This window comes from Methylibium rhizosphaerae, from assembly GCF_006386545.1.
GTDB lineage: Bacteria > Pseudomonadota > Gammaproteobacteria > Burkholderiales > Burkholderiaceae_C > Pseudorivibacter > Pseudorivibacter rhizosphaerae.
Genome location: NZ_SWAR01000005.1, coordinates 63,889 through 88,107, shown reverse-complemented (window position 1 = coordinate 88,107; position 24,219 = coordinate 63,889). Strand labels below are relative to the sequence as shown.

Below are 24,219 nucleotides of genomic sequence, written 5' to 3'. Positions count from 1 at the left end.
CCCGCCTGCGTTCGCAGGCGGGCCCTTCGTCTTGGGAGGCGATCGCCGTGGCGGACGCCTCGAGACACATCACATCTTGTAGTTCAGTGCCATGCGGATCTGGCGGCCACGCACGTCGTACTGGCTGAAGTCGTACAGGTACGTGGAGCTGAAGCCCGGGTCGTACGGCGGGGTTTTGTCCAGCGCATTGATGACCGCAGCGCTCACCGTGAAGTTCTTGGTGACCTTCCAGCTGGTGAACAGGTCGAGCGTGGTGTAGGACTGCACGTAGATCGGATAGGCCCCATTCTGGTTCGCCGTGGTCGGCGAGAAGAACGATGCCGGCAGGAGGGCCTGACGGTAGTGGTGGATGTAGTTCAGCCGGCCCGTGAACTTCCATGCGCCGATGTCCCAGTCCACGGAGCCGGCCGCCTTGATGCGCGGGATGGTGTTGGAGCCGTCGTTGCGGCCCGCGACTTCCACACCGTCCTCCTTGAACGTGTGCACGTAGGTGCCGCCGGCACGCAGCGTGAACTTGCCCCACTCGGTGGTCGGGATGCCCCAGCGGACGTCGATGTCGGCGCCGCTGATCTTGCGCGAGTTGAGGTTCTGGTACTCGCTCAGGATCGTGACCACCTCGTTGTTTTCACGGATGACCTGCGGCGTGCTCGGGCAGGGCGGATCTACATCGACGTCGTCCGGCGGGTTGGGGCAAGACGCGTCGATGATGTCCTGGAACGATGGCGATGCAACGACGTTGGTCCAGTGGATCTTGTAGGCGTCCAGCGAGACGCTGAAGTCCTTCACCGGCTCGATCACCATGCCGACGTTGAAGCTCTCCGACTTCTCGGCCTTCAGGTTCGGGTTGCCGGCGAACACACCCGAGATCTGGCGGATCACATCGCCTTGCGGATCGGTCACCGTGGTGAAGAAGCTGGCAGACGACTTCGAGATTTCAGGCAGCGTGGGCGCCCGGAAGCCTTTGCCCCAGTTCGCGCGCAGCGCGAGGATGTCCACCGGCGTGTACTTCAGGCCGACCTTCGGCGTGGTCGAGCTGCCGTAGTCGCTGTAGCGGTCGTGGCGGCCTGCCAGCTGAGCCTCGAGCTGCTTGGTGATCGGCAGCGCGAGCTCGGCATACAGCGCAGTGTTGTTGCGCTTGCCGTCGGTGGCCGTGATGCCCTGTCCCAGGATCCCACCGTCTCTAGCGAGCGGATCGGGTTCGTCCTTCAGCTTTTCGCTGCGGTACTCGAAACCGACGGCCAGCCCGACCGCACCGCCGGGCAACCGCAGCGACGAAAGTTCGGTGGTTGCCTTGGTGTCGAAGAACACCAGCTCCGACGTCGACTTGCGCGGGAAGCTGGCCAGCATCTGGTTGCGCACCGATGCCGGGTTGTTGGCCGGGTTGTTGAGGTCGTAGCTCGACGAGTTGGAGGTCGGGAAGGGAGGCGGGCTGCCCGTCGGTGGCGTGGTTGGCACGCCGAAGACCGCGCTGGTGCCGGCCAGCGACAGGCGGTTGAAGTTCATCGACTCCGCCACGTTCTTCGAGAAGCCGAGGCCGGTGTCCAGGTCCCAGGTGCCCAGCGTGTACTTGCTGCCCACCAGGCCGCGAACGCTGTCGGACGTGATCTCGTTGTTGCGCGTGCCCAGGTCGATCAGGCTGCCCTGGAAGATGGCGTTGGTCGAGAACGGGTTGCCGGCCACGTTCGGTGCGAACTGGATGTTGTAGGTCCAGGGGCGCAGGTTGTTACCGACCCTCTCCAGGCCGGTCGTGCCCGAGAAGAACGGGCTGGTGAAGGTCTGCTCCGTCTTGTTCTTGCTCAGGCCCAGCTCGGCATAGACCGAGGTCGTCGCGGAGAACTCGAAGGTGCCGCGGCCGAGGAAGCCGAGGCGCTCGGTGCCGGGCAGCGCGCTGATCTGCTTGTTGACGTCGAACATGCAGAACGTATTGGTCGGCGTGTTCAGCGGGGACGAAGCGGTGAGCAGGCCCATCGCGATGGCCTGTTGCGCATTGATGGTGTTGGCGCAGCCCGCGATCGCCTGGCGCACCGAGGGGCTGAGGGCGTTCGGGTTGGTCGCGGTAGGTACCACAGGCGCCCACGTGCCGCCGCCGGTGAGCGACTGGTGGTTGCGTCCGCCCGCATAGCTGCGGTAGTCGCGCGTGGCGCCGAACTTGGTGTCCGACAGCAGCAGCTCATCGCGCTTGTAGTAGTCGAACACGCCGAAGAAGTTGTAGCGGTCCGAGCCCAGGTCGCCGACGCCGCCGGTCAGGTTGAAGCCATAGTCCTTCTTGCCTTCGGCGGTGCCGCCGCTCAGCGAGGCTTCCACGCCGCTGAAGTCGCGCCGCAGGATGATGTTCACCACGCCGGCGATGGCATCGGAGCCGTAGATCGCCGAGGCACCGTCCTTCAGGATTTCGACGCGCTCCACGGCGCTGCTCGGGATCGCGTTGAGGTCGACGAAGCTGTCCTGCAGGTTCTGCGCGAAGCCGTAGCCGGCGACGCGGCGGCCGTTGAGCAGCACCAGCGTCGTCTTTTGCCCCAGGCCGCGCAGCGAGATGCCGGAGGCGCCAGGCGCAAAGCTGTTGCCGAAGCTCTCGCCGAAGCTGCCGCCGCTGTTGGCCGGCAGGTTGCGCAGCACGTCGGCCACCGTGGGCTGCCCCGTGCGCGCGATCTGCTCGCGCGTGATCACCTCGACGGGCGCCACCGTTTCCGCGTCAATGCGCTTGATGTTCGTGCCGGTGACTTCGACGCGCTGGAGCTGGGTGCCTTGTTGTTGTTGTGCAACGGCGGAGAGCGCGACGCCGCTGGCAAACAGGGCCAGGGTGGCCCGGCTGACTTGTTTTAAGCGAAACATGAGTGACCTCTTGGTTTGAGTGGCCAGGATCGTCCGGCCCAAAAAAAGAAAACGGTGACAAGGGGTTACCTTGTCTCCTAGACGTGGAGAGCGAAAGGCGTGGCGATCTGCCGCGTCCATGCGCAAGCCCATGTTGCGTGGGTGTGACGTGCGCGTCACTCCGGAACACGGCGATAGCCAGATCTGTGCCGGCCGTGTATGGATGCGCCGTGAACGGGTCCGCGGGGCCGGGCTATCTAGGGGCTTGGGGCCGGGGTTCGGTGGCGCCTGGTGACGGCATTCCTCGCTTCGCGAGCTCGGCGCAATGGTCCGGCGCGGGTTCCACGGCGGCGGGGCGCGACTCGTCGAACCCGTCTGCGGCGGGCGAGGCCGTGGCCCGGAAGCCGATGCTACGGGTGAGCAGGCCCGGCGCGACCTGGCTCAGGTGCAGCGGTACGCCCATCGTGTGCGACGCATGAACTGCGCCGCTGAGCATCAGCAGCACGCCGTCGCCTGGTGCGTCACGGGCTGCGCCGGCGAGGGTCTCGGCCAGGCTGCGATCCCGCGCGATCTGCACCCGCGCCATGGGCGCCAGCTGCGACGGCGGCAGCAGCCCGCAGTGGCCTTCGCGCACTGCGTCGAGCAGCCGCTGCCGGGCGCCTTCCGGTACCTGCCGGTCCCATTCGGGCTCGGCCATCACCTGGCGCACCCGTTCACGCGGCAGGTTGCCGCCGAGCACCGGCACTCCGGCGCGCACGGCGTTCATCACGACCTGCCGGTAGCGTGTCCAGGGCCAGCTTTCGCTCCAGTGCAGGGCTTCACGCACCTGTGTTTCGCTGGCATCGCGCGGCAGGCCGCGGGTATCGCGGCCGCGCGCAGCCATCTCGAGCACCACGGCATGCAGCCGGCCATCGGCCGCGAGCTCTTGCACCGCGGCGGCGGCCTGGCGCTGGTGATCGGGCTGGTCGTGCTGCTCGCCGAACAGCCAGGCGGTCTGCGCCTGGGCAACGGTCGCCACGGCGAGCGCTGCCAGCAGCCCGCAACTCCATCGGCGCCTACAGGACTTCATCGCCGCATCGTAAGCCGCGGCTGCGTCAGTAGCCGGGTTCCGGGTCCGGGCGCGGCGCGACCACCGGCTCGGCGGATGCAGGCGCCGCCTGCGCGGCCGAGCGGCCGCGGCGCTTGCGCAGCCAGATCACCACGCCGGTGACGCTGAGGGTGGCGATGGCCACGCCCATGAAGGACATGAAGATGCGGCCCGGGAGGCCGATGATGCGGCCGGAATGCAGCGGGAACTGCACCTGCATGAAGATGTCGCCGGCCGATCCCTCGCCGGGCACCACCTCGCCGGCCGGGGCACCGGTCTTCGCGTCGTAGTAGAGCCACGGGTTGCCCAGGCCGCCGTCGCCGTGATCCTTGCCGGGCTCGAAGAAGCCCACGCCCCAAACGCCGAAGGTCTGCGAATAGAACACCCCGCCGGCCGGCGCCAGCCAGCCGCGCTTCGCCGCGTCGGCCCGCGCCCGGGCCAGCACCTGCTGCACTGTCACCTGCGGCTCGACGGGTTCGTTCAGCGGCGCCGGGGTGCGGCTCGCAAACGGCGACTCCGACAGCGGCGAGAACCACTCGACCACCGGCCGCGCGACCTGGGCGTTGAGGTTCATCGACACCGACGTGACCGCCAGCAGCAGCACGAACAGCCACAGCCACACGCCGCCCGAGCGGTGCAGGTCGAAGTTGAGCGCAAAGCCGCCCTTCTTCCAGCGGAAGGCGAACGACTTGCGCCAGGCGCGCCGGCTGGGGAACGACAGCACCAGCGCGATCGCGCAGTCGAGCACCCAGCCGATGGCGATGAGGCCCATCAGCCAGATGCCCAATTCGATGCCGCCGCCTTCGGGCAGGTGCATGCTGTAGTGCAGCTTGTAGAGGAAAGGCAGCAGGTTCTCGCGCGAAAGCGACACCTCGCCCCACATGCGCTGCCCCTGCACCGCGCCGGTCACCGGGTCCACCGCGACCTGGTTGTAGCCCGGCTCGAACAGCCGCCCGCTGGCCGGATCGCGACGCGGCGCCACCGACAGGGTGAGCGCATGGCCCGGTTCGATGGCCAGCGGCAGGTAGCTCACCCGCACCCGGGGGTCGGCCGCTTCCACGCGCGCGGCCAGCTCCAGGGGATGGCGCGGCGTGCCTTCGCCGTGGGCATGGAACAGCTGCGGGTTGAGCCATTCGTCGAGCTCGTGATCCCAGGAGATCACCGCCCCGGTGGCGCCGGCGATGAACAGGAATGCGGCCGCGGCGAGGCCGAACCAGCGATGCAGCAGGACGAGCAGGGAGCGCATGACGGGCTTCCTTCCGGACAGCGAGGGGTTCACGAAACGAGGGCGGCCGCCGTGCCGGCCAGCCAGGCCAGCGCGGCCAGTGCCGGCAGCCGCTCGGGCCACCAGGTCAGCAGCAGCACGGTGGCCAGGCCGGAGGTCACGACACTCGCGCTCCACAGCAGCGGCCCGAACGACACGCCCTGCATCGCTACGGCGTGGGCCAGGGCCGCGAGGAGCAACCCTCCGGCCAGCCAGCGCAGGCGTCGGCCGCGCGCAGGCGGCAGTACGCGGGCCAGCACCGTCTCATGGTGGCGGTCCATCGCGAGGGCCAGCGCGGCCCAGGCGGCCAGGCTCCAGGCGAAGGCGGTCATCGCAGCGGTTCCTCGCCGGCGGCACGGGGCCAGCCGGCAGCCGGCCTTGCGGCGGCGGCCGTGCTCGCATGGCGCAGGCGCCAGCCCGCGCGCGCCGCGAGTGCCGCCACTGCCAGCAGGCCGAGGTCCACGCAGGCGGTCGCCCAGTCGCCGCGCGCCAGCGTACGCAGCAGGTGATCGCCGCTGGACCACCAGTTCAACCCCACCGCCGTCAGCGCGAGCGCAGCCAGCACGGCCGACTGCTCCCGCCAGGGCGCGCGCCGCGCCGGCAGCACGAGCGCCTGCAGCAGGGCATGGGCCAGGCAGGCCAGCCAGGCGGCGAAGAACACGCGCGTGGCCGACGCCAGCGGCGGCATCGCATCCGCCGCCGACCATGGCAGCAGCAGGCTGCCGCACAGGGCCGACACGGCCGCGATCGGCAGCCCGCAGACGGCCGCGGCGGTGAGCGCTTCCACCAGTGCGGCGCCGCGACGTCCGAGCCGCGCATGGCGCTCGCGGCGCTTCTCGACCCAGGCGATGCTGCCGGCGGCGATCATCACGCAGCCGGCGGCGCCCATCACGAAGTAGAGCCAGCGCAGCGTCCAGTGGTCGAACTGGATCAGGTGCAGGCCGATGATGAAACGCTGGGTGCGCGCCACCGGCTGCAGCTGCTCGGCATGCAGCAGCGCGCCGCTGGCGGCATCGAAGTAGCGGGTGTCGGTGGCCAGCGTGATGCGGCCGTCGTAGTTGCGGCGCACCTCGACCACCGCACTGGCGTCATGCGGCTGCCGCACGATGACCACGCCGACGCGTCCGTTCTCGCCGGCCGCAGACCAGGCGGCTTGCGCCTGCGCGGCCAGCGCGTCGATCGAATGCCGCGTGGCGAGCGGCTGCCTGGCCGGCGGTCGCGTGTAGCGCGACAGCGCCTGCTGGTTGAAGGCTTCGCGCTTGCCGCCGTAGACCCACTCGACGGCGGGCTGCAGGTACAGGCTCGCGAAGACGATCAGGCCGGACAGCGCGATCAGCACATGGAAGGGCAGCCCGAACACCGCGGTCACGTTGTGCAGGTCGAGGCTGGCGCGCTGCAGCCGCTTGGCCGGGCGAAAGGTGAAGAAGTCCTTGAACAGCCGGCGGTGCGTGGCCACGCCCGACACCACCGCCAGCAGCATCGCCGTTGCCGCGGCGCCGGCGATCCACTGGCCGACGTCCTTCCACTTCCACAGCAGGCTGTAGTGGAACGGGAAGAACAGCCGCGTGCCCACCGGTGCGCCGGCTTCCGGCAGCAGCCGGCCGGTGGAAGCGTCGAGGTCGCGCAGCCGCTGCTCGACGCCGCCGCCGGACCAGCCGATGCGCAAGGTCGGGACCCGATCGCTGGGCGGGTAGAGCAGCCAGGTGGTCGCGGCCGGCGGCGCCAGGGCCTGCAGCTGCTGCACGGCTGCATCGAGCGAGACGGCCGGGCCGTCGGTACCGGTGTGCATCTGCCGCGTCGGCGGCTGGGCCCAGCGGTCGATCTCGCGGTCGAACACCGACAGCGTGCCCATCAGGAAGATGGCGAACAGCAAGGCGGCGAACAGCACGCCGGCCCAGGTGTGCACCGCGTCCATGGCGGCGCGAAAACCTGGGGCCGGGGGCTCGCCGGTCGTGTGCCGGCGGCTCATCGGCGCACCCTCTCGCTTCGCGAGGTCCCTCCGAGAGGGACAACGCGCCCCCTTCGGAGCGGCCGTGCGGGGGCGCTCATGTCCGCCACCATGCGGCGAGCGCCGCGCAGAGGCTGGCCGCGCCCAGCAGCTCTATCCATGCGCGCGCGATGGAACGCAGCGCGAAGGCCCGCACCAGGGCCAGCAGGAAGACCAGCAGGCTCGACATCGCGGCGGCCAGCAGCGCCTCGCTGCGCGCCAGTCCGAAGCCGCGCAGCAACCCCAGCGAGGCGGCCGCGGTGAAGCTGAGCGCCAGCGCATAGCCGCCCAGCACGGCGGCCAGCGTGCGGCTGGCGGCGCGCGCAAAGGGGAGCAGGCGGTGCTCGCTCATGGCTGCCTCAGAAGGTGCGGCGCCAGCTCAGCGTGTAGGTGCGGCCGCGGCCGGCGTAGTAGTCGTCGCTGGTGCCGGCCGGGTTGGCCTGGGCGTAGTAGCCGATGTACTGGCGGTCGAGCAGGTTCTCGATGCCCAGGCCGAGTTCGCCCCACGGCGAGGCCCAGTTGACGCCCAGGTCGGCCACGGTGTAGCCGTCGAAGCGCTCGGCCAGTTGCGTGCTGCCCACGGGCGTCACGCCTTCGTTGATGTGACGCGACGCGTAGTGCGCCGCCTGCAGTCGCGCGCTTGCACCGGGCATGAAGGCCCAGCGCGCCGCCAGCACCAGCTTGTCCGGGCCCTGGTTGCGCGCGGAAAGCTCGACGTCCAGCGGTTCGCCGGTGGTGCGCGCGGTCTTGCCGCGGGTGAGCGCATAGGTGGTCGACAGCGTCCAGTCGCGTTGCGGCTTGAATTCACCGGTGAACTCGAAGCCTTTCACGTGCACCGGCAGGCGCTGCACGCTGCCGATGCCGGTGGCGTTGTCCACGCGCACCTGGCTGCCGAGCTTGGAGCGCGAGTCGTAGACCGAGGCGGTGAAGCTGCCGCGCTCGCCGCGCCAGGTGACGCCGACCTCCCGGTTGTCGGTGACCACCGGCTGCAAGTCGATCAGGTTGGCGATCGAGCGGCCGCTCACGTTGACGCCGCGCAGCACCAGCCCGACGTCCGGCAGGCCGAAACCTTCGCTGTACGACACGAAGGTCGACCAGCCGCCGCCGACGCGCCACACCGCGCCCAGGTTCTTGACGAACTTGTCGAACGAACGCTCGCCACCGGCCACCTCGGTGCGGTTGTAGGCGGCCAGCGTGCGGTAGGTGTCGACCCGCAGGCGCGCGTTTTCGTAGCGCAGCCCGCCGCGCACGGTGAAGTTGCCGAACTCGTATTCGAGCTGGGAGAACGGGGCGGTGCTGTTGAACTTCAGCGGCGGCACCCAGGTGCGGCCGGTGATGGCCAGGCGCTGCTCGGAGGTGTCGGACAGCCAGTCGAGCCCGGTGGTGAGCTCCAGGCCCTGGAAGCCGAGGTCGGGGCGCACCCATGACAGCCGCAGGCCGGTCTTGTCGGCCACGATCTCCGACTGGTCGACCAGCGTGTCTCGCGGGGCGATGTCCTCGTCCTGGAAGTTGACGAAGATGCCGGCGCCATAGAGCGCGGAGAAGTCCTGCTTGTAGAGCTGGGCGAGCGCGCGCCCGCCGGCCAGGTCTTCATGGCTCCATTCGAGCGAGGTGGTGCGCACCTTGTTGCGCGGCGGCGTGCCGGGCGGCTCGCCGCGTTCGGACGAGGTCGGCAAGCCGGTGTTGCGGTCGCCCGGCACCTGCCGCCAGTCGCCATCGCCGGCGAGGCGGAACTGGTTGAACGACAGCTGCAGGCGCTGCTGCGGCGTGAGGGCAAGGCCCACCTTGCCGAAGACGTCCAGCGCCTTGGAGTCCTGCGTGTCGCCCTGCGTGGACTCGATGCCCAGGCGGCGGCCGTCGCCGTCCACGCCCACGCCGCGCTGGGTGCCGCCCACGTAGAAGAGGGCGTCGAAGGCATCCTGCTTGTGCTCGAGCATGTAGCCCGTCTTCCAGGTGGCCTCGTCACCGGCGCTGAACGACGAGCTGTACTTCAGGTCGAGTGTGTGGAAGGTGCCCTCGCGGCGCGGCGTGCGCGAGATGTAGTTGATGATGCCGCCGGTGGCGCCCAGGCCCTGCACTGCAGAGGCGCCGCTCACCACCTCGATGCGCTCGATCACCGTCGGGTCGGCGAAGTAGCCCTCGCGCGCGCCGGCGCGCAACGGGTTCGTCTGCGGGATGCCGTCGAACAGGATCAGTGCTGCGCGGCCGCGCAGCGACTCGCCCTGGCTGGTCATCTTCTGGCGCGACGGTGCATAGCCCGGCACCTGGGCCGCCAGCAGCTGGGACGGGTCTTCGGCCACCAGCAGCTGCTCGTCCATTTCGCGGCGCGTCACCACGCTCACCGCGCCGGGGATCTTTTCGATGGCCTTGCTGGCGCGCGTGGCGGTCACCACCACCTGCTCGAGCTGGGCGGCGTCCTTGTCTTCCTTGGCCGGATCAGCCGCGTCGGCTGCGGCCTGCGCGTGCGCACCGCCTGCGGCGAGCAGGCCGGCCACGGCGAGTGCGGCGGGCCGCAGCGTGAAGACACGGCCGCGCTGCTGTTGTTGGAGGGGCAAGGAGAGGTTCTTGTTTTGTTCAGTCATGGGGTACTGCGAGGGGAACGAGGAAGGAAATCAGAAGCGATAGGCCACCGTGGCGATGACCTTGCGCTTGGCGCCGAACCAGCAGTCGCCGCGCGACAGGCAGGCGGCGATGTAGGTCTTGTCGCTCAGGTTGTTGGCATTGAGGGCGAAGCGCCAGTCGCCGCGGTCGTAGGCGATCAGCGCGTCGAGCAGGGTGATGGCCGGCACGGTGACGGGCACGCCCGCGTCGCCGGTACCGGTCTTGCCGATGTGACGCACGCCCAGGCCGGCCCGCAGCCCGGGCAGGCCCAGCGATCCGAACCTGTGAAGCGCCCACAGCGCCGCGCTGTGCCTGGGAATGCCATACAGCTGCTGATCGAGCTCGTTGTCTGCTCCGCGGGTGACGCGTGCATTGGCATAGGTGTAGCTGGCCAGCAGGTCCCAGGCGGGCAGGTGGCCGGCGGCCTCGAGTTCCAGCCCGGTCACCGTGACCTCGCCGCGCTGCACGCTCGGGTCGGCCGGCGTGGCGCCGGGTGCCTTGCGGTTGCGTTCGCGCAGCTGGTAGGCGGCGGCGCTGGCGGTCAGGCGCGGGCTGGCGGGCTGCCACTTGATGCCCACCTCGAACTGCCTGCCGCGCTGCGGCTTGTAGAGGGTGCCTTGCTCGGGTGCGACCGGCTCGAAGGATTCGGAGTAGCTCGCATAGGGCGACAGGCCGCCTTCGGCGAGGTACACGGCGCCCAGATTCCTGGTGGTGGCCGAGTCCTCCTGCGGTGCTGCGTCGCCCTCGACGCGAGCCTTGTCGTGCCGCAGCGCGGCCACCAGCACCCAGCGCTCGCCGAACTTCACCTGGTCTTGCACCAGCACGCCGACGCGGCGGGTCCTGGTGCGGGCGACCGGCACGTCATCGCGTGAAAGCACTGGCAGTGCAAAGCTGCCATAGACCGGGTTGTAGACGTCCAGCGGCGTGGCGGCGCCGCCCCAGCTCCACTGGTCGGCTCGCTGAGACATGCCGTCCACGCCGGCCAGCAGCGTGTGCTGCGTGCTGCCTAAACGCAGGCGGCCTTCCAGCAGCAGGTCGGCATTCGTGATGCGGACCTCGTCGTCGTTGGCGTACCACTCGCGGTTGAGGTAGGTGCCGTTCGGGTCGGCATTGCCGTTCGCGTCGCGAAAGCCGGCAGACCAGTCGGCATACATCGTGCGCATCTTGCCGTCGACGCGGTCGTGCCGCAGGTTGTGGCGGAGGCGCCAGTCGCCGCCGAGCTTGTGCTCGAAGTGGTAGCCCGCGCGGGTGCGCGTGCCGCCGTAGGTGTCCCAGTCCGGTTCGCCGATGAAGGTATCGAACGGCAGCGGCCCGTTCGGCGCGGGCTCGATCGTGCCCTTGAACGGAAAGAACGCGTTGACGTTGCCGCTCTCGTCACGCTGGTACTCCGCGAACGCGGTGAACGTGGTGTCGGCGTTCGGCTTCCAGCTCAGCGACGGCGCGAAGAAGCTGCGTTCGTCGAACGCATGGTTCACTTGCGTGCCGCTGTCCTTGGCCAGGGCCACCACGCGATAGAGCAGCGATCCGTCCTCGTTGAGCGGGCCGGTGAGGTCGGCGCTCACCTGCTTGTGGTCGTAGCTGCCGAGCTGCACCGCCACCTCGCGCTGCGGCGTGGCCTGCGGGCGCTTGGACACGAGGTTGACCACACCGCCGGGGCCGTTCTGGCCGGCCACCACCGAAGCCGGCCCGCGCAGCACCTCGATGCGCTCGAAGGCATAAGGCTCGCTGCGCACCACGCCCCACCAGCCCGAAAGGGGCAGGCGCAGGCCGTCGAGCAGCGTGGAGCCTTCGCTGCCGCCGCGCATGGTGAACCAGTCGCCGCGGTTGTCCACGCCATACATGTCGGCGCGCACCCCGGCGGTGTAGCGCAGCACCTCCTGCAGGTTCTGCGAGGCCTGGTCGGTGATCTGGTCGGCGCTGATGACCGAGATCGACTGCGGCACCTCGTTGAGCGGCGTGTCGGTCTTGGTGGCGGTGGCGCTGCGGATGGCGCGGTAGCCGGACACCGGTCCGGTGGCCGCCTCGCGCGCGGCACGGGCCTTCACCTCGGGCAGCGCAGCGGCCGTGGCGGGCTCCGAGGTGGCGGCATCGGGAGCGGCGGGGGTGCCTTGTGCGGCAGCCAGCGTCGTGCAGCCCAGCAGGGCGGCGGCAATGAGGGTCGGTTTGGGCATGAGTCGTCGAGACATGGGCGAACTTCTGCGCATGGGCGGTGGCGTCATGCCTGGGCCGCGCCCGCGGCCTGGGTGGTGACAGGGTGGTCTGGGTGGGTCAGTTGCGCTCGGGCTCGCTGACGAAGCCGACCTTGGAGAGGCCGGCCTTCGATGCGTCGGCCAGCGTCTGTGCCACGAACTTGTAGGCCACCGATTCGTCGGCCCGCAGGTGCACCTCGGGCTGGGGCTGCTTCCTGCCTTCTTCGGCAAAGCGCTGCGCCGCCGTTTCGCGGGTCACGACTTCGCCGTTCCAGAACAGGGTGCCGGCCGCGTCGATGGCGAGCTCGATCTTGTCGGGCTTGAGTTCGTTGGCCTGCGAGCTGACCTTGGGCAGGTCGAGCTTCACCGCATGGGTGAGCAGCGGCGCGGTGACGATGAAGATCACCAGCAGCACCAGCATCACGTCGATGAGCGGCACCATGTTGATCTCGGCCACCGGCGCGCCGGAGGACTTGTTGTCGAAGCTGGCGAAGGCCATGGTTCGCGTTCCTCGTCAGGCCGTGGCGGGGCGCTGCTGCTGGACCGCGCCCTTGAGGGGGCGCACGTTTTCCGGGCGGCTGGCCTGGCCCGAACCGAGCTGCTCGCCGGTGGACAGGAAGGTGTAGAGCTCGTAGGCAAAGGCGTCGAGCTTGGCGGTGAGCACCCGGTTGGCGCGGGTGAGCCAGTTGTAGGCAATCACCGCCGGAATGGCGACGGCCAGGCCGATGCCGGTCATGATGAGCGCCTCGCCCACCGGGCCGGCCACCTTGTCGAGGGTGCCCGCGCCGCTCATGCCGATGGCCACCAGCGCGTGATACACGCCCCACACCGTGCCGAACAGGCCGACGAACGGGGCGGTGGCACCCACGGTGGCCAGCACGGTCAGGCCGTTCTCGAGCTTCATGTTCTCTTCGTCCAGCACCTTCTTGATGGTGCGGGTGAGGAAGTCGTTGGCCGTGCCGGCTTCTTCAAGCTTGGCTGCGCCGTACTTGGCGTGGTGAGCCTGCGCGTGCATGGCATGCGCGGTGAGGTGCGAGAACGGCTCGTTGACCCCATGGGTGGCGATCTCGTTGTGCACCGCGTCGAGCGACGTCGCGTTCCAGAAGAACGACAGGAACTTCTCGCTGCGGCGCTTGCGGATGAACTGGGTGAGGCCCTTCATCGCGATGAGGTACCACGACAGCGCCGACATCACCACGAGGATGCCCAGCAGCGTCTTGCCCACCGCATCGGCCTGGCCGAGAAAGTGGCCGAAGCCCAAGGCTTGTGTGGGTTCCATGATTCATTCCTCCAGATCGAACGTGAACGGTGCCGGCACGTACACCGCCTGAGCGATGCCGTTCTCGGAATAGGGTTGGAAGCGCGACTGCGGCGCGCAGCGCATGGCGGCCGCGTCGAGGCGGGCGAAGCCCGATGACTTCTGCAGCGTCACCTCGCGCGGCATGCCTTTTTCGTCGACGAGGATGCGCAGCACCACCTTGCCGGACTCGCCCAGCCGCCGCGATGCGGCCGGGTACTCGAGCGGGCATTGGCGCGTGTAGCGCACCGCGGTGGCCGGCAGCGTCTTGATCTGCGGCGGGGGTGCCGGTGGGGCGGGCGGCGCTTCGACGGCAACGGGCGGGGCCGGCGGCGCGGGCTCCACCGGCTCAGGCGGCGCCACGAAGGGGGCAGGGGCCGGGGTTGCCGGCTCACTGGTGATGAGCGGCTTGGGCGGTGGCGGGGTCTTCTGCACCACCTTCGGCGGTGGGGGTGGAGGCGGCGGCAGCAGCTTGGGCGGGGCCGGCGGCGCCAGCATCTCGACCATGATCGGCGCCACCTCGCCCACCGCTTCGCGCACGGCGTCCACCTGCATCAGCGCCCAGGCGCCGGCCACGTGCGCGCCGAGCACGCCCACCAGCAAGGCGCGCCGCGCCAGCGGCGGCAGGCCGTCGGTGTCGTGTGACGGCAGCGGTGGGAGGGCTAGGGCCTTGGACGACATGGCGCCAGGCCGCGCAGCAGCGGCCAGGGAAGTCAGGGAAACCCGGAGTGTAATTACGAATCGTTCTCGTTAGCAAGACCATTCTTCGATCATCGGGTCGAGCTGTCGAGCGAAAAGGACGCACGGCCCGGCTGCCTTGGGGCAGCGGGCCGTGCCTGGGAAGAGAAAGGGCGAGGGAGCGCGCTTAACGAACGGTGCCGACCTCGACCACGGCCACCGGCGCGAGCGCTGCGGCGGCGGTGCGGGCGGTCCGGCCCGGTGCCCGGGCGACCAGGGTGGCCGCTTCCTGCAGCCGCGGCGCCATCGGGCTCTTGATGGCGACCGCGTAGCTCAGCACCGACTGGGTCGGGTCATGCGGCAGCCGGCGCGCAGGATCCGCGCCGTGGGCGAGCAGGTAGTCGGTGACGCGGGCCTGCGCGCCCGCATCGGCCATGAACTGGGGGTTGGCGACGCGGGCGAGCGGCACCCAGGCGGTGCGGCCGGCGCCCGGCGAAGGCACCTGGTTCACCAGCTCGGGCACACGCGCATGCCACCAGTCGAGCGCCTGCAGGTGACCCAGGCGCAGTGCCTCTTCGTAGCCGCCGGCGGCTGCGCCGGCACGGGCGCTATGGCCCTGCGCCTCCGCGCGCCGCACGAAGTCGGAGTCGAGGTAGTCGGGATGCACCGCGGCCAGCGGGCTGAACCACAGGCCCTTGGCCGGCAGCACGCCTTGCGCAAGCCAGTTGTCGAGCACCTTGTCGAGCCCGGCCGCCCGCGCGCTGGGGCAGCTCAGCATGTGGGTCACCTCCTGGTCGATCGAACGCGAGTCGGCTTCGGCCAGCCAGCGCAGGGCGTCGCGCTCGGCGGTGGAGGCCCGGGTGAAGTCAGGGCAGTGGCCTTGCGCCGCAGAGGCTTGTGCCAAGGCGACCAGCGGCGCCACGGTGCAGGTTTCCGGCTGCGCGCCCTTGGCCACCAGTTCGGGCAGCACCGGCCAGTAGCGCGGCTCGCGCGCGGCCATCGTCAGCGGACATTGCTCGAGCCCATGGGCCGTGACGTCCTTCGCCAGCAGGCTGCCGGGCCGGTAGCTGCCGCAGCGGGCCGTCAGCGCCCGCTCGACCGAACTGACCTGGTAGCAGGGCTTGGGGTCGCCTTCGGTGAGCTTGTCGTAGGCGTAGAGCACGATGGCTGTGGTGGTGCAGCCGCTGCCCAGCAGTGCAGAAAGAGCCAGTGCGCCCAGCGTGGCGGCGCGTTGCAGCGTGTTCATCGAGAGCCCCCGGTTACCAACGGGGCGACAAGCCACGTCAGGGAGGCTTCGAGCAACAAGTTGCGTGCCGGGGCTCACGCACCCGCCAAAACGACCGGAACCGTCGTTTTGGCGTAAGGGAGTGTGAGCAATGCAACCGAGGCGGTCAGGCCGTCAGAGTTTCGTGAGAGTCGAACAATTCCGGGTGCCGGGCCTGCAGCCGGTTGAGCCCCGAGATCACCGCCTGGAGCGAGGCCGTCACGATGCTGGTGTGGCGACCCACGCCGAAGCGGCTGCCGGCCACGCCTTCGAGGGCCAGCTCCACGCAGGCCATGGCGACCGCGTCGGAGCTGTGGCCGATGGCGCGCTCTTCGTAGTCGTGCACGCGCAGCTGCCGCAACACCGGGTGTTGAGCGCCCAGCGCGTGGAGCGCGGCATCCAGCGGGCCGTTGCCCACGCCTTCGAAGGTCCGGCGCTGGCCGTTGAATTCGACCGTGAGCTCGATGCCGGTGCGCTCGCCCTGTTCGGTGAGCTGGTGGGCCACATAGCGCCACGACGACGCCCTGGGCTCCAGGTACTCGCTGCTGAAGAGCTGCCACAGCGCCTGCGCGGTCAGTTCGCCGCCGGTGGTGTCGGTCACCTGCTGCACCGAGCTGCTGAACTCCACCTGCAGCCGGCGCGGCATCACGACGCCGTAGTTGGCCTCCAGCAGGTAGGCGATGCCGCCCTTGCCGGACTGGCTGTTCACCCGCACCACCGAGTCGTAGCTGCGGCCCACGTCGGCCGGGTCGATGGGCAGGTAGGGCACCTCCCATACCGCATCAGGCTTCTGCGCCGCCAAGCCCTTCTTGATGGCGTCCTGGTGGGAGCCGGAGAAGGCGGTGAACACGAGGTCGCCGACGTACGGGTGGCGCGGGTGGATGGGCAGCTGGGTGCAGTCTTCCACCGTGCGAGCGATCTCGTTGATGTGCGAGAAGTCGAGGCCGGGGTGGACGCCCTGGCTGTAGAGGTTGAGGGCGAGTGTCACCAGATCGACGTTGCCGGTGCGTTCACCGTTGCCGAACAGGCAGCCTTCGACGCGATCGGCGCCGGCCATCACCGCCAGCTCGGCGGCGGCCACCGCGGTGCCGCGGTCGTTGTGCGGGTGCACGCTGAGCAGCAAGGCGTCGCGGCGCTTCAGGTGGCGGTGCATCCATTCGATCTGGTCGGCATACACGTTGGGCGTGCTCATCTCCACCGTGGCCGGCAGGTTGACGATGGCCTTGCGCTCGGGGGTCGGCTGCCACACGTCCATCACCGCATCGACCACTTCGCAGGCGAACTCGAGCTCGGTGCCGCTGAAGACCTCGGGGCTGTACTGGAACGTCCATTCGGTCTCGGGTCGCTCTGCCGCCAGGTCGCGGATCAGCGTGGCCATGTCGACCGCGAGCTGGCGCACCTGCTCGCGGCTCATGCCGAACACGATGCGCCGGAAGGCCGGCGCGGTGGCGTTGTACAGGTGAACGATGGCCTTGGGCGCGCCCTGCAGCGAGTCGAAGGTGCGGCGGATGAGGTCTTCGCGTGCCTGCGTCAGCACCTCGATGGTCACGTCGCCGGGGATCAGGTCTTCTTCGATGAGCTTGCGCACGAAGTCGAAGTCGGTTTGCGAGGCCGAAGGGAAGGCCACCTCGATCTGCTTCAGGCCGATGCGGGTGAGCATCTGGAACATGCGCAGCTTGCGTGCTGCGTCCATCGGCTCGAACAGCGCCTGGTTGCCATCGCGCAGGTCGGTGCTCATCCATATCGGCGGTGCGGTGATCGAGCGGCTGGGCCACTCGCGATCGGGCAAGGCGATGGCGGGAAACGGGCGGTATTTGCGTTGCGGGTCGGAAAGCATCGTCGGGTCCTTGGTCGAAAGCGCAATGAAAGGGAAACAGGCAAACAAAAACCCCGGCTGTCTCGAAGACCGGCCGGGGTCGTTGGGGGGAACTGGTGCTGGGGTTTAGTTCAGCGCTGCGTCGTCAGCTTCGTAGCGAAGGACGCGCATGCCCAAGCACGCCGGCCGGAGAGGGCGGCGCTAGTAGTAGCAGGGCTTGGGGCTGGCGGAACATGGGGCGCAGTATCAACGCCGCTTCGAAGGCCTGTCAAGCCGGGATGCGAAGGAGCGTGTGCTCAGCGCTTCATGCGCGCCTGGAACAGCTCGCGCACGCCCACTTCACGCGGGCCGGCAATGAGCTCGTAGGTTTCGCCCGCGGCGATGCTGCCCGCCTCGCGCACCGAGAGATAGAAACCGCAATAGCCGGACTGCACCATCAGCTTTGCCGCCTGCGGGAAGCCCATCACGGCCTCGAACTTGAAGCAGGGGAAGCGCGGCTCGCTGACCGCCAGCGTGCAGTGCGGAAAGCGCAGCACGTCGCCGATCCAGGCCTGGTCCTCGGTGAGCCCGGTGATCGACAGGTTCTCGCCGACAAAACCGAACGGCAGGGCTTCGTCCCACAGGGCCACCCGTGCCTGGCCGCGCACGGTCTGCCAGAAGCCGTAGTGCTCGCTGGGGTAGGCATACACCGCCTTGGCCAGCCCGCCATGGACGCTCAAGTCGGCCTGCTCGTCGCCAGCCAGGCCGAGCGGGCGCATGTCCACGCGACCTTCGGCGGCGCGCTTGCCGATGGCGCTTTGCACCGTACGCCCCTTCGCGGCCAAAGGCCGGGCCGTGGCGACATTGACGGACAGAACCTTGCGCGTCATGCCTTGGGCGCCACGCGGTAGTTGCCGTAGCGGCCCACGACAGCGCGGCCGTTGGGGCCGGCCAGCCAGCCGATGAAAAGCTTGCCGGCGGGGTGGTTCACGCGGAACGAACGCATGGCCCGGTATTCGGCGGCCATGCGCGCGTCGCCGCTTACCAGCGCGGCCATGCCGGTGCCGGCTGCCACCAGCAGGCCGCGCTCGACCAGCACGTAAGCGCCGGTCTCGCGGGCGAGGTCCAGGGCGGCGCGGGGGCCCGGGCCGGCCGTGCGCAGCCAGGGGCCGAAGGGCTTGGGACCTGCGGCCTTCCACAGGGCCGCTTCCGCATAGCGGGTCCCGCTCGCCTCACCGGTGGCGATGAAGCTGCATTCACCGCGGGCGCCCGCTTCCGCGATGCGGATGAGCGCAGCCGCGGCGTCGTTGAGTCCACGGATGCCGGCCGGGTCGCTGGGAGCCGGCGGTTCGGGCGGCTTGCCCTTCACCGGCTTGACCGGCTTCGGTGGCCGGGCCCAGGCGGCGGGGCCTGCCAGCACGTACTCGCCGATCGCGATGAGTTGCCGGTCGTGGATGAGGCCCTGCCTGTCGAGCGACAGCTCGGCGTCGGGTGCCTGGGTGATCGCCACGTCCAGGTCGCCACGCTCGAGCCGCGGCAGCAGGTCGCCGCTGGCGGCTGCAGTCAGCTGGATGGCAATGCCGGTGTCGCGGGCGACCGCTTCCCGAAGGCGGGGCGCGAGGCCCGAAGCCATCAGCGCGGCTTCCACCCCCACGAGCAAGGGGTCGGTCTGCGGGCGGCGCTGCTGCGCCTGTGCGCTGCCCGCCCAGGCGAGGCAGGAGGCGGCGGCGCCCAGCAGCTTTCGGCGCCGAAGGTCGATGGGGGGGAGGAATCCAGACATGGCGCCGTGCATCTTAAGAGGACTCGCTCACCTGGCCACGGCCGCGCACGGCGTTTGCCGGAACTGCGTCGCAAAACAGGGGCCTTGGATCTTCAGTCCCACCCCCAGCACAAAGCTTCTTTGCATCAGCCTATGCAAAAGGCGCATGTAACCCGGGGGTAACCTGGGGGCCGCAGTCCTAAACTCATCGCCCCAAAGGCCTCGCCGCTCATTGATGAGCGGGATGCCGACAACCCGTGAACACGCCATCCGCGGGTTGCCGAGATCCCGATTCAACTTTGGAGTTTTGCGATGAACCGACCCGTTCTGGAAGGGCTGCGCCTGAACACGCCCGCCTACGTCAAACACGCACGCCTGATCAACTGGGTGGCCGAGGTCGCCGCGCTGACCGAAGCCCAGGAGGTCTACTGGTGTGACGGCAGCCAGGCCGAATACGACCGCCTGTGTGCGCAACTGGTGAAGGCCGGTACCTTCAAGAAACTCAACCCGGAGCTGCGCCCGAACAGCTACCTCGCCTGCAGCGATCCGAGCGACGTCGCTCGCGTCGAAGACCGCACCTACATCTGCTCGAAGAAGAAGGAAGACGCGGGCCCGACCAACAACTGGATGGATCCGGCCGAGATGCGCGCGTTGCTGCAGACCGGGCCGAATGCCCTGTTCCGCGGGAGCATGCGCGGCCGCACGCTGTATGTGGTGCCGTTCTCGATGGGGCCGCTCGGTTCTCCGATCGCGCACATCGGCGTCGAACTCTCCGACAGCCCCTACGTCGCCGTGAACATGCGCATCATGACCCGCATGGGCCGCGCGGTGCTCGACGTGCTGGGGGAGGACGGCGACTTCGTGCCCTGTGTTCACACCGTGGGTGCGCCGATCGAGCCCGGCCAGAAGGACGTGAGCTGGCCCTGCAACAAGACCAAGTACATCGTCCACTACCCCGAGACGCACGAGATCTGGAGCTACGGCTCCGGCTACGGCGGCAACGCGCTGCTGGGCAAGAAGTGCTTCGCCCTGCGCATTGCTTCCACCATGGGCCGCGACCAGGGTTGGCTGGCCGAGCACATGCTGGTGCTGGGGGTGCAGAGCCCCGACGGCCGGAAACATCACGTGGCCGCCGCCTTTCCGAGCGCCTGCGGCAAAACCAACTTCGCGATGCTGATCCCGCCTTCAGGCTTCGAAGGCTGGAAGGTCACGACCATCGGCGACGACATCGCCTGGATCAAGCCCGGCAAGGACGGTCGCCTGTATGCCATCAACCCCGAGGCAGGCTACTTCGGCGTGGCCCCCGGTACCAACGACAAGACCAACCCCAACTGCATGGCCAGCCTGAAGCGCGACGTGATCTTCACGAACGTGGCGCTCACCGATGACGGCGACGTGTGGTGGGAAGGCATGACCGACGTGCCGCCGGCCCACTGCATCGACTGGCAGGGCAAGGACTGGACGCCCGCCATTGCGAAGGAAACCGGCGCCAAGGCCGCCCATCCGAACGCCCGCTTCACCGTGGCCGCGACCAACAACCCGGTGCTCGATCCCGAGTGGGACAACCCTGCGGGTGTGGCGATCGATGCCTTCATCTTCGGCGGCCGTCGTTCGACCACCGTGCCGCTGGTGACCGAGGCCCGCAACTGGGTGGAAGGCGTCTACATGGCTGCGACCATGGGCTCGGAAACCACCGCTGCCGCAGCTGGCCAGCAGGGCGTGGTGCGCCGCGACCCGTTCGCGATGTTGCCGTTTGCCGGCTACAACATGAGCGACTATTTCCAGCACTGGCTGGATCTCGGGAAGAAGCTCGAAGCCGGCGGCGCAAGGCTGCCCAAGATCTACTGCGTCAACTGGTTCCGCAAGGGCGCCGACGGCAAGTTCGTGTGGCCGGGTTACGGCGAAAACATGCGCGTGCTGAAGTGGATGCTCGAGCGGGTGGAAGGTCGTGCGCAGGGCGCCGAGCACGTGTTCGGCGTGAGCCCGCGCTATGAAGACCTACAGTGGAACGGCCTGGACTTCTCGCCTGCGCAGTACGACAGCGTCATCGGCATCGACAAGGCGGCCTGGCAGCAGGAGCTGAAGCTGCATGCCGAGCTGTTCCAGCAACTGGCTTTCCACCTGCCGGCCGACCTGACCGCCACCAAGGCCCGTATCGAGGAGCGGCTGGCTGCCTGACCGGCCGGGGGCGAACGCTCAAAAAACAAAAAGCCCGCTGTTGCGGGCTTTTTTCGTCTTCGGCGGTCGACTTACGACTGGGTGGTGCGCACGCTGCGCTCGATCAGCCGGTCGTGCATGTCAGCCGCGGCGCGCAGGTCGGCGGCATAGCTCGGCTGGCTCGCTTCGTACTGCGAGGCCCAGGCGCGCAGCCGTTCCGCTGCCCGCTGGGCGCGTTGCTGGCGGTCTTCCGCCGACAGGCGCTTGCGCGCCCACAGGTAGACCGCGGCCACCAGGGAGGCCAGCGGAGCGGCGCCGCGCGGGATGGTGGTGAAGGTCAGGGTGCTCATCTCGTATCCGATCTATCAAGAAATTCGTTCAGTCCTGGCTGCGACCGGCCAGGCGAGCGCCGAAGCGCAGGTCATCGGCCAGGTTCTCGCCGGCGCGAGCAGCCGCGGCGCGCAGTTCCTGGGCGAGTGCAGGGGAGCTCAGCTCCATCGCGCGGGCCGTGGCCAGCAAGTCGCGTTGAGCGCGGCGGTGGCCGACGGTGACCAGCGCATTCCACACGGCCGCAAAGGCTGCGGCGGCCCAGCGGGCGCCACGCGGCGCTTGGGTCGGCAGGGGGCGGGTTTGCACGGTGATGGTCGACATGGTGTTTCCTTTCAATCGGAGCGCCTTGTTTCTGCTCCGAGCCGCCAATGTAAGGGATAACCCCTATGCCGCCCAATGAATCTTGTGAATCATTGATATCACTGTTGTGAATATCAACGCCCTTCATGAACTTCCGCACACTCGACTTGAACCTGTTGCGTGTTTTCGACGCCGTGATGGCCGAGCGCAACCTCACCCGTGCCGCCGAACAGCTGGCGATGACCCAGCCGGCCGTCAGCAATGCGCTCAAGCGCTTGCGCGAAGCGGTGGGTGAGGAACTGCTCACTCGTGCAGCGTTCGGTGTCAAGCCGACACCACGAGCCGAGACCTTGTGGCCTGAGGTGAGAGCCGCGCTGGCGCAGCTGCGCGAGGCGCTGGATCCGCAGGCCTACGATCCGCGTCGCCAGTCCCATACCTTCAGGCTGGCCATGGCAGATGCGACCGCCGTGCTGATGATGCCGGCCCTCATCGGGGGGCTCGAAGGCCAGCAGTCGCTGGCGAACCTCCGCGTGCTGCCGCTGACAACCCGGGATCCGCGCCCGCTGCTCGAGCATGGCGAGGCCGACATGGCCCTGGGCTATTTCCCCGACGTGATGGCCACGCTGGTTGCGCAGGGGTCGGACGCCGCGATCGCGCACACCCGGCTGTACGACAGCGAATACGTCTGCGTCATGCGCCGGGGCCACCCATTGGCTCAGCTGCACGAGCTTTCGCTGGACGACTTCTGCGCGGCCCATCACCTGCTGGTCAGTTTCTCCGGCCGGGCCCAGGGGTTCGTCGACCAAGCGCTGACTGCGCTCCAGCGCAGCCGCCGGGTCGTGTTGACGGTGAACCAGTTCTTCACCGCCGGCCGGGTGGTGACCCAGTCCGACCTGCTGACCGTGCTGCCGCGCCGCTTCGTTGCCGCCACCGGTTATGCCGACCAGCTCGTGCTGCGCGCGTTGCCGCTGGCGCTGTCCCCGATCCACGTCGCCTTGCTGTGGCACCGCCGGCACGAACGTGACCCGGCCCACCGCTGGCTTCGAGCGCAGGTGCTCGCCGCGGCTCATCAGGCCGAGGGTTCGGAGGCCTAGAGGCGACAATGCGTCGATGAACCGCCCGAACAAACCTGCCCAGCCCGCAAGGCTGCCCCATGGCGACCTCACCGACGCCGAGATCGCCGAACTCGACGACCTGCTGGCCGCTGTGCCCGAGCCCTGGGAGGCCGTCGATGCGGTGATGCTCGACGGCTACCTGTGCGGCGTGCTGGTGCAGCCCACATCGCTGGAACCTGCGCAGTGGCTGCCGCCAATCTTCGGCGCCGCAGACGGCAGCACGTCGTTCGGCCCAGACGTGCCCGGCTGGCACCATGCGAAGCACGAGCGCCTGCTGACGCTGGTCACGCGCCGCAAGGAGGCCCTGCAGCGCGCCATCCTCGAGGAAGGCTGGTTCGACCCGATCGTGCCGGTGCCTGAAGACGAGCAGGGCAGGTCGCTCGAAGGAAAAGCCGCGCTCGAGGGGCTGGCTTTCTGGGTCGCCGGCTTCGAATGGGCCCTGGCCAACTTCACCCAGCTCGAGGAACGCGGGCTGCCCGGTGTGCCGGACCTGCTCGACTCGCTGTGGCGTCACCTGCCCGAGCAGGACGAGACCCAGCGTGCGATGACCCAGGCGCTCGACAAGGAACACCCGCTGCGCTCGCTCGACGAAGCCATCGAGCAGCTGGTGTTCGACGTGGTCGACCTGCACGAGATCGGCATGGCCGAGCGGCTGAAGGTCACCACCGTCAAGCGCGAGGCGCCGAAGGTGGGCCGCAACGATCCGTGCCCTTGCGGCAGCGGCAAGAAGTTCAAGCTCTGCCACGGCGCTGCCGGCTCCGCGCAGTAGCCAGCCGCCGCATGCGACTGCAAGTCCTCTCCGACCTCCATCTCGAAACCGAAAGCTTCGACCCGGCGCCGGCGCCGGGCGCCGAGGCACTGGTGCTGGCCGGCGACGTGGACAGCACCTGGGCGGGTCTCGAAAGATTCGCGGGCTGGCCGGTGCCGGTGATCTACGTCGCCGGCAACCACGAGTTCGACGGCCGCGACGTCGAGCAGGTCTGGGCCGCGTTGCGCGCCAGGTGCCGGACGCTCGGCATCACCATGCTCGAGCGCCAGAGCCTGGTGCTCACGGGCGCCGATGGCCGACGCATCCGCTTTGTCGCGACCATCCGCTGGAGCGACTTCGACCTGTTCGGCGAAGCGAGGCGCGACCGCGTGATGCGTGCGGCGCGCTATTTCGTCGACGTGATGCGTTCCACTCGTCATGGGGCGTTGTTCGACGCGGCTGCCGTGCGCGAGGAGTCGCTGGCCTGCCGCCGCTGGCTCAAGGACGAACTGGCCCGGCCCGCCGAAGGCGCGTGGGATGCCACGGTCGCCATCACGCACTACGGTCCCAGCCTGCGCAGCGCCGATCCGCGCTATGGCGGCCAGCCGGGCACCGCGAGCTTCTGCAATGCCGACGACGACCTGCTGCCGCTTGCAGACCTGTGGATCCATGGGCACCTGCACTGCCGCCACGACTACCGCGTCGAGCACCCCGGCGGCGGCAGCACCCGCGTGGTGAGCAACGCCCGCGGCCACACGCACAAGGGCGAGACCGACGGATACGACGGCGCCTTCATGGTCGAAGTCTGAGCGCGGCGACAGGCTCCGCCACGCGTGC

At 69.1% G+C, this 24,219-nt stretch carries 21 protein-coding genes; 4 read left to right on the top strand and 17 right to left on the bottom strand.

The window, feature by feature from the left end:
• Window positions 1-69: 69 nt before the first annotated feature.
• The 15 genes from E8D38_RS05895 to E8D38_RS05825 all read right to left on the bottom strand — a co-directional run bounded on the left by E8D38_RS05895 (window position 70) and on the right by E8D38_RS05825 (window position 18,753).
• Complete coding sequence (locus tag E8D38_RS05895; protein ID WP_181178944.1) at window positions 70-2,832, bottom strand: TonB-dependent receptor; 2,763 nt, start codon at window positions 2,830-2,832, stop codon at window positions 70-72.
• A 232-nt stretch (window positions 2,833-3,064) separates the two neighbouring features.
• Entirely contained in the window at window positions 3,065-3,829 is a 765-nt protein-coding gene (locus E8D38_RS05890) for a ChaN family lipoprotein (protein ID WP_246099367.1), read from the bottom strand.
• A 76-nt stretch (window positions 3,830-3,905) separates the two neighbouring features.
• Window positions 3,906-5,144 carry a PepSY-associated TM helix domain-containing protein gene (locus E8D38_RS05885; RefSeq protein ID WP_140626812.1) on the bottom strand — a complete coding sequence of 413 codons (1,239 nt, stop codon included), beginning with the start codon at window positions 5,142-5,144 and terminating at the stop codon, window positions 3,906-3,908.
• A gap of 29 nt (window positions 5,145-5,173) precedes the next feature.
• The gene (locus tag E8D38_RS28200; protein WP_181178943.1) at window positions 5,174-5,494 is read right to left on the bottom strand and encodes a DUF3325 domain-containing protein; all 321 of its coding nucleotides are present in this window, start codon (window positions 5,492-5,494) and stop codon (window positions 5,174-5,176) included.
• Window positions 5,491-7,131, bottom strand: a complete 1,641-nt coding sequence (locus E8D38_RS05875) for a PepSY-associated TM helix domain-containing protein (protein WP_140626811.1) — start codon at window positions 7,129-7,131, stop codon at window positions 5,491-5,493. The genes E8D38_RS28200 and E8D38_RS05875 overlap by 4 nt, the downstream gene beginning before the upstream one ends.
• Window positions 7,132-7,207: 76 nt before the next feature.
• The gene (locus tag E8D38_RS05870; RefSeq protein ID WP_140626810.1) at window positions 7,208-7,501 is read right to left on the bottom strand and encodes an iron transporter; all 294 of its coding nucleotides are present in this window, start codon (window positions 7,499-7,501) and stop codon (window positions 7,208-7,210) included.
• Between the two features lie 7 nt (window positions 7,502-7,508).
• Window positions 7,509-9,704, bottom strand: a complete 2,196-nt coding sequence (locus E8D38_RS05865; RefSeq protein ID WP_246099366.1) for a TonB-dependent receptor — start codon at window positions 9,702-9,704, stop codon at window positions 7,509-7,511.
• A 57-nt stretch (window positions 9,705-9,761) separates the two neighbouring features.
• The gene (locus E8D38_RS05860; RefSeq protein WP_246099365.1) at window positions 9,762-11,936 is read right to left on the bottom strand and encodes a TonB-dependent siderophore receptor; all 2,175 of its coding nucleotides are present in this window, start codon (window positions 11,934-11,936) and stop codon (window positions 9,762-9,764) included.
• 82 nt (window positions 11,937-12,018) lie between these two features.
• The gene (locus tag E8D38_RS05855; RefSeq protein ID WP_140626808.1) at window positions 12,019-12,438 is read right to left on the bottom strand and encodes an ExbD/TolR family protein; all 420 of its coding nucleotides are present in this window, start codon (window positions 12,436-12,438) and stop codon (window positions 12,019-12,021) included.
• 15 nt (window positions 12,439-12,453) lie between these two features.
• Window positions 12,454-13,218: a MotA/TolQ/ExbB proton channel family protein gene (locus tag E8D38_RS05850; protein ID WP_140626807.1), complete on the bottom strand. Its 765-nt coding sequence runs from the start codon at window positions 13,216-13,218 to the stop codon at window positions 12,454-12,456.
• Window positions 13,219-13,221: 3 nt separating this feature from the next.
• Window positions 13,222-13,917, bottom strand: coding sequence for an energy transducer TonB (locus tag E8D38_RS05845; RefSeq protein WP_140626806.1), 696 nt, complete (start codon window positions 13,915-13,917; stop codon window positions 13,222-13,224).
• A gap of 184 nt (window positions 13,918-14,101) precedes the next feature.
• Window positions 14,102-15,160, bottom strand: coding sequence for a hypothetical protein (locus E8D38_RS05840; RefSeq protein ID WP_140626805.1), 1,059 nt, complete (start codon window positions 15,158-15,160; stop codon window positions 14,102-14,104).
• A gap of 145 nt (window positions 15,161-15,305) precedes the next feature.
• The gene (gene leuA / locus E8D38_RS05835) at window positions 15,306-17,015 is read right to left on the bottom strand and encodes a 2-isopropylmalate synthase (RefSeq protein ID WP_140626804.1); all 1,710 of its coding nucleotides are present in this window, start codon (window positions 17,013-17,015) and stop codon (window positions 15,306-15,308) included.
• 275 nt (window positions 17,016-17,290) lie between these two features.
• Window positions 17,291-17,863: an MOSC domain-containing protein gene (locus tag E8D38_RS05830; RefSeq protein ID WP_140626803.1), complete on the bottom strand. Its 573-nt coding sequence runs from the start codon at window positions 17,861-17,863 to the stop codon at window positions 17,291-17,293.
• A complete protein-coding gene (locus E8D38_RS05825) occupies window positions 17,860-18,753 on the bottom strand; it encodes a substrate-binding domain-containing protein (RefSeq protein ID WP_181178942.1) in 894 nt (297 codons plus the stop codon). The genes E8D38_RS05830 and E8D38_RS05825 overlap by 4 nt, the downstream gene beginning before the upstream one ends.
• A gap of 291 nt (window positions 18,754-19,044) precedes the next feature.
• Between E8D38_RS05825 and E8D38_RS05820 the strand changes: the two genes are divergently transcribed.
• Window positions 19,045-20,910 (top strand): phosphoenolpyruvate carboxykinase (GTP), encoded by a 1,866-nt coding sequence (locus tag E8D38_RS05820; RefSeq protein ID WP_140626801.1) that lies wholly within the window; start codon window positions 19,045-19,047, stop codon window positions 20,908-20,910.
• Window positions 20,911-20,981: 71 nt separating this feature from the next.
• On the opposite strand, the gene E8D38_RS05815 is transcribed toward E8D38_RS05820, so the two are convergent.
• Together E8D38_RS05815 and E8D38_RS05810 are read right to left on the bottom strand one after the other, a co-directional pair.
• Window positions 20,982-21,239 carry a hypothetical protein gene (locus tag E8D38_RS05815; RefSeq protein ID WP_140626800.1) on the bottom strand — a complete coding sequence of 86 codons (258 nt, stop codon included), beginning with the start codon at window positions 21,237-21,239 and terminating at the stop codon, window positions 20,982-20,984.
• A 28-nt stretch (window positions 21,240-21,267) separates the two neighbouring features.
• Complete coding sequence (locus E8D38_RS05810) at window positions 21,268-21,540, bottom strand: hypothetical protein (protein WP_140626799.1); 273 nt, start codon at window positions 21,538-21,540, stop codon at window positions 21,268-21,270.
• Window positions 21,541-21,665: 125 nt separating this feature from the next.
• Between E8D38_RS05810 and E8D38_RS05805 the strand changes: the two genes are divergently transcribed.
• Genes E8D38_RS05805 through E8D38_RS05795 form a run of 3 tightly spaced genes read left to right on the top strand, consistent with a single transcriptional unit; the run spans window position 21,666 to window position 24,191 of the window.
• Window positions 21,666-22,613: a LysR family transcriptional regulator gene (locus tag E8D38_RS05805; protein ID WP_140626798.1), complete on the top strand. Its 948-nt coding sequence runs from the start codon at window positions 21,666-21,668 to the stop codon at window positions 22,611-22,613.
• Between the two features lie 16 nt (window positions 22,614-22,629).
• Window positions 22,630-23,403 carry a UPF0149 family protein gene (locus E8D38_RS05800; RefSeq protein ID WP_140626797.1) on the top strand — a complete coding sequence of 258 codons (774 nt, stop codon included), beginning with the start codon at window positions 22,630-22,632 and terminating at the stop codon, window positions 23,401-23,403.
• Between the two features lie 11 nt (window positions 23,404-23,414).
• A complete protein-coding gene (locus E8D38_RS05795) occupies window positions 23,415-24,191 on the top strand; it encodes a metallophosphoesterase (protein ID WP_140626796.1) in 777 nt (258 codons plus the stop codon).
• The last annotated feature ends 28 nt before the right edge of the window (window positions 24,192-24,219 follow it).

Excerpts from the sequence above, each read along its gene's own strand:
- E8D38_RS05895 (WP_181178944.1), bottom strand. The coding sequence starts at position 2,832 with ATGTTTCGCTTAAAACAAGTCAGCCGGGCCACCCTGGCCCTGTTTGCC.
- E8D38_RS05885 (WP_140626812.1), bottom strand. The coding sequence starts at position 5,144 with ATGCGCTCCCTGCTCGTCCTGCTGCATCGCTGGTTCGGCCTCGCCGCG.
- E8D38_RS28200 (WP_181178943.1), bottom strand. The coding sequence starts at position 5,494 with ATGACCGCCTTCGCCTGGAGCCTGGCCGCCTGGGCCGCGCTGGCCCTC.
- E8D38_RS05875 (WP_140626811.1), bottom strand. The coding sequence starts at position 7,131 with ATGAGCCGCCGGCACACGACCGGCGAGCCCCCGGCCCCAGGTTTTCGC.
- E8D38_RS05870 (WP_140626810.1), bottom strand. The coding sequence starts at position 7,501 with ATGAGCGAGCACCGCCTGCTCCCCTTTGCGCGCGCCGCCAGCCGCACG.
- E8D38_RS05860 (WP_246099365.1), bottom strand. The coding sequence starts at position 11,936 with ATGTCTCGACGACTCATGCCCAAACCGACCCTCATTGCCGCCGCCCTG.
- E8D38_RS05855 (WP_140626808.1), bottom strand. The coding sequence starts at position 12,438 with ATGGCCTTCGCCAGCTTCGACAACAAGTCCTCCGGCGCGCCGGTGGCC.
- E8D38_RS05850 (WP_140626807.1), bottom strand. The coding sequence starts at position 13,218 with ATGGAACCCACACAAGCCTTGGGCTTCGGCCACTTTCTCGGCCAGGCC.
- E8D38_RS05845 (WP_140626806.1), bottom strand. The coding sequence starts at position 13,917 with ATGTCGTCCAAGGCCCTAGCCCTCCCACCGCTGCCGTCACACGACACC.
- E8D38_RS05840 (WP_140626805.1), bottom strand. The coding sequence starts at position 15,160 with ATGAACACGCTGCAACGCGCCGCCACGCTGGGCGCACTGGCTCTTTCT.
- leuA (WP_140626804.1), bottom strand. The coding sequence starts at position 17,015 with ATGCTTTCCGACCCGCAACGCAAATACCGCCCGTTTCCCGCCATCGCC.
- E8D38_RS05830 (WP_140626803.1), bottom strand. The coding sequence starts at position 17,863 with ATGACGCGCAAGGTTCTGTCCGTCAATGTCGCCACGGCCCGGCCTTTG.
- E8D38_RS05825 (WP_181178942.1), bottom strand. The coding sequence starts at position 18,753 with ATGTCTGGATTCCTCCCCCCCATCGACCTTCGGCGCCGAAAGCTGCTG.
- E8D38_RS05820 (WP_140626801.1), top strand. The coding sequence starts at position 19,045 with ATGAACCGACCCGTTCTGGAAGGGCTGCGCCTGAACACGCCCGCCTAC.
- E8D38_RS05815 (WP_140626800.1), bottom strand. The coding sequence starts at position 21,239 with ATGAGCACCCTGACCTTCACCACCATCCCGCGCGGCGCCGCTCCGCTG.
- E8D38_RS05810 (WP_140626799.1), bottom strand. The coding sequence starts at position 21,540 with ATGTCGACCATCACCGTGCAAACCCGCCCCCTGCCGACCCAAGCGCCG.
- E8D38_RS05805 (WP_140626798.1), top strand. The coding sequence starts at position 21,666 with ATGAACTTCCGCACACTCGACTTGAACCTGTTGCGTGTTTTCGACGCC.
- E8D38_RS05800 (WP_140626797.1), top strand. The coding sequence starts at position 22,630 with ATGAACCGCCCGAACAAACCTGCCCAGCCCGCAAGGCTGCCCCATGGC.
- E8D38_RS05795 (WP_140626796.1), top strand. The coding sequence starts at position 23,415 with ATGCGACTGCAAGTCCTCTCCGACCTCCATCTCGAAACCGAAAGCTTC.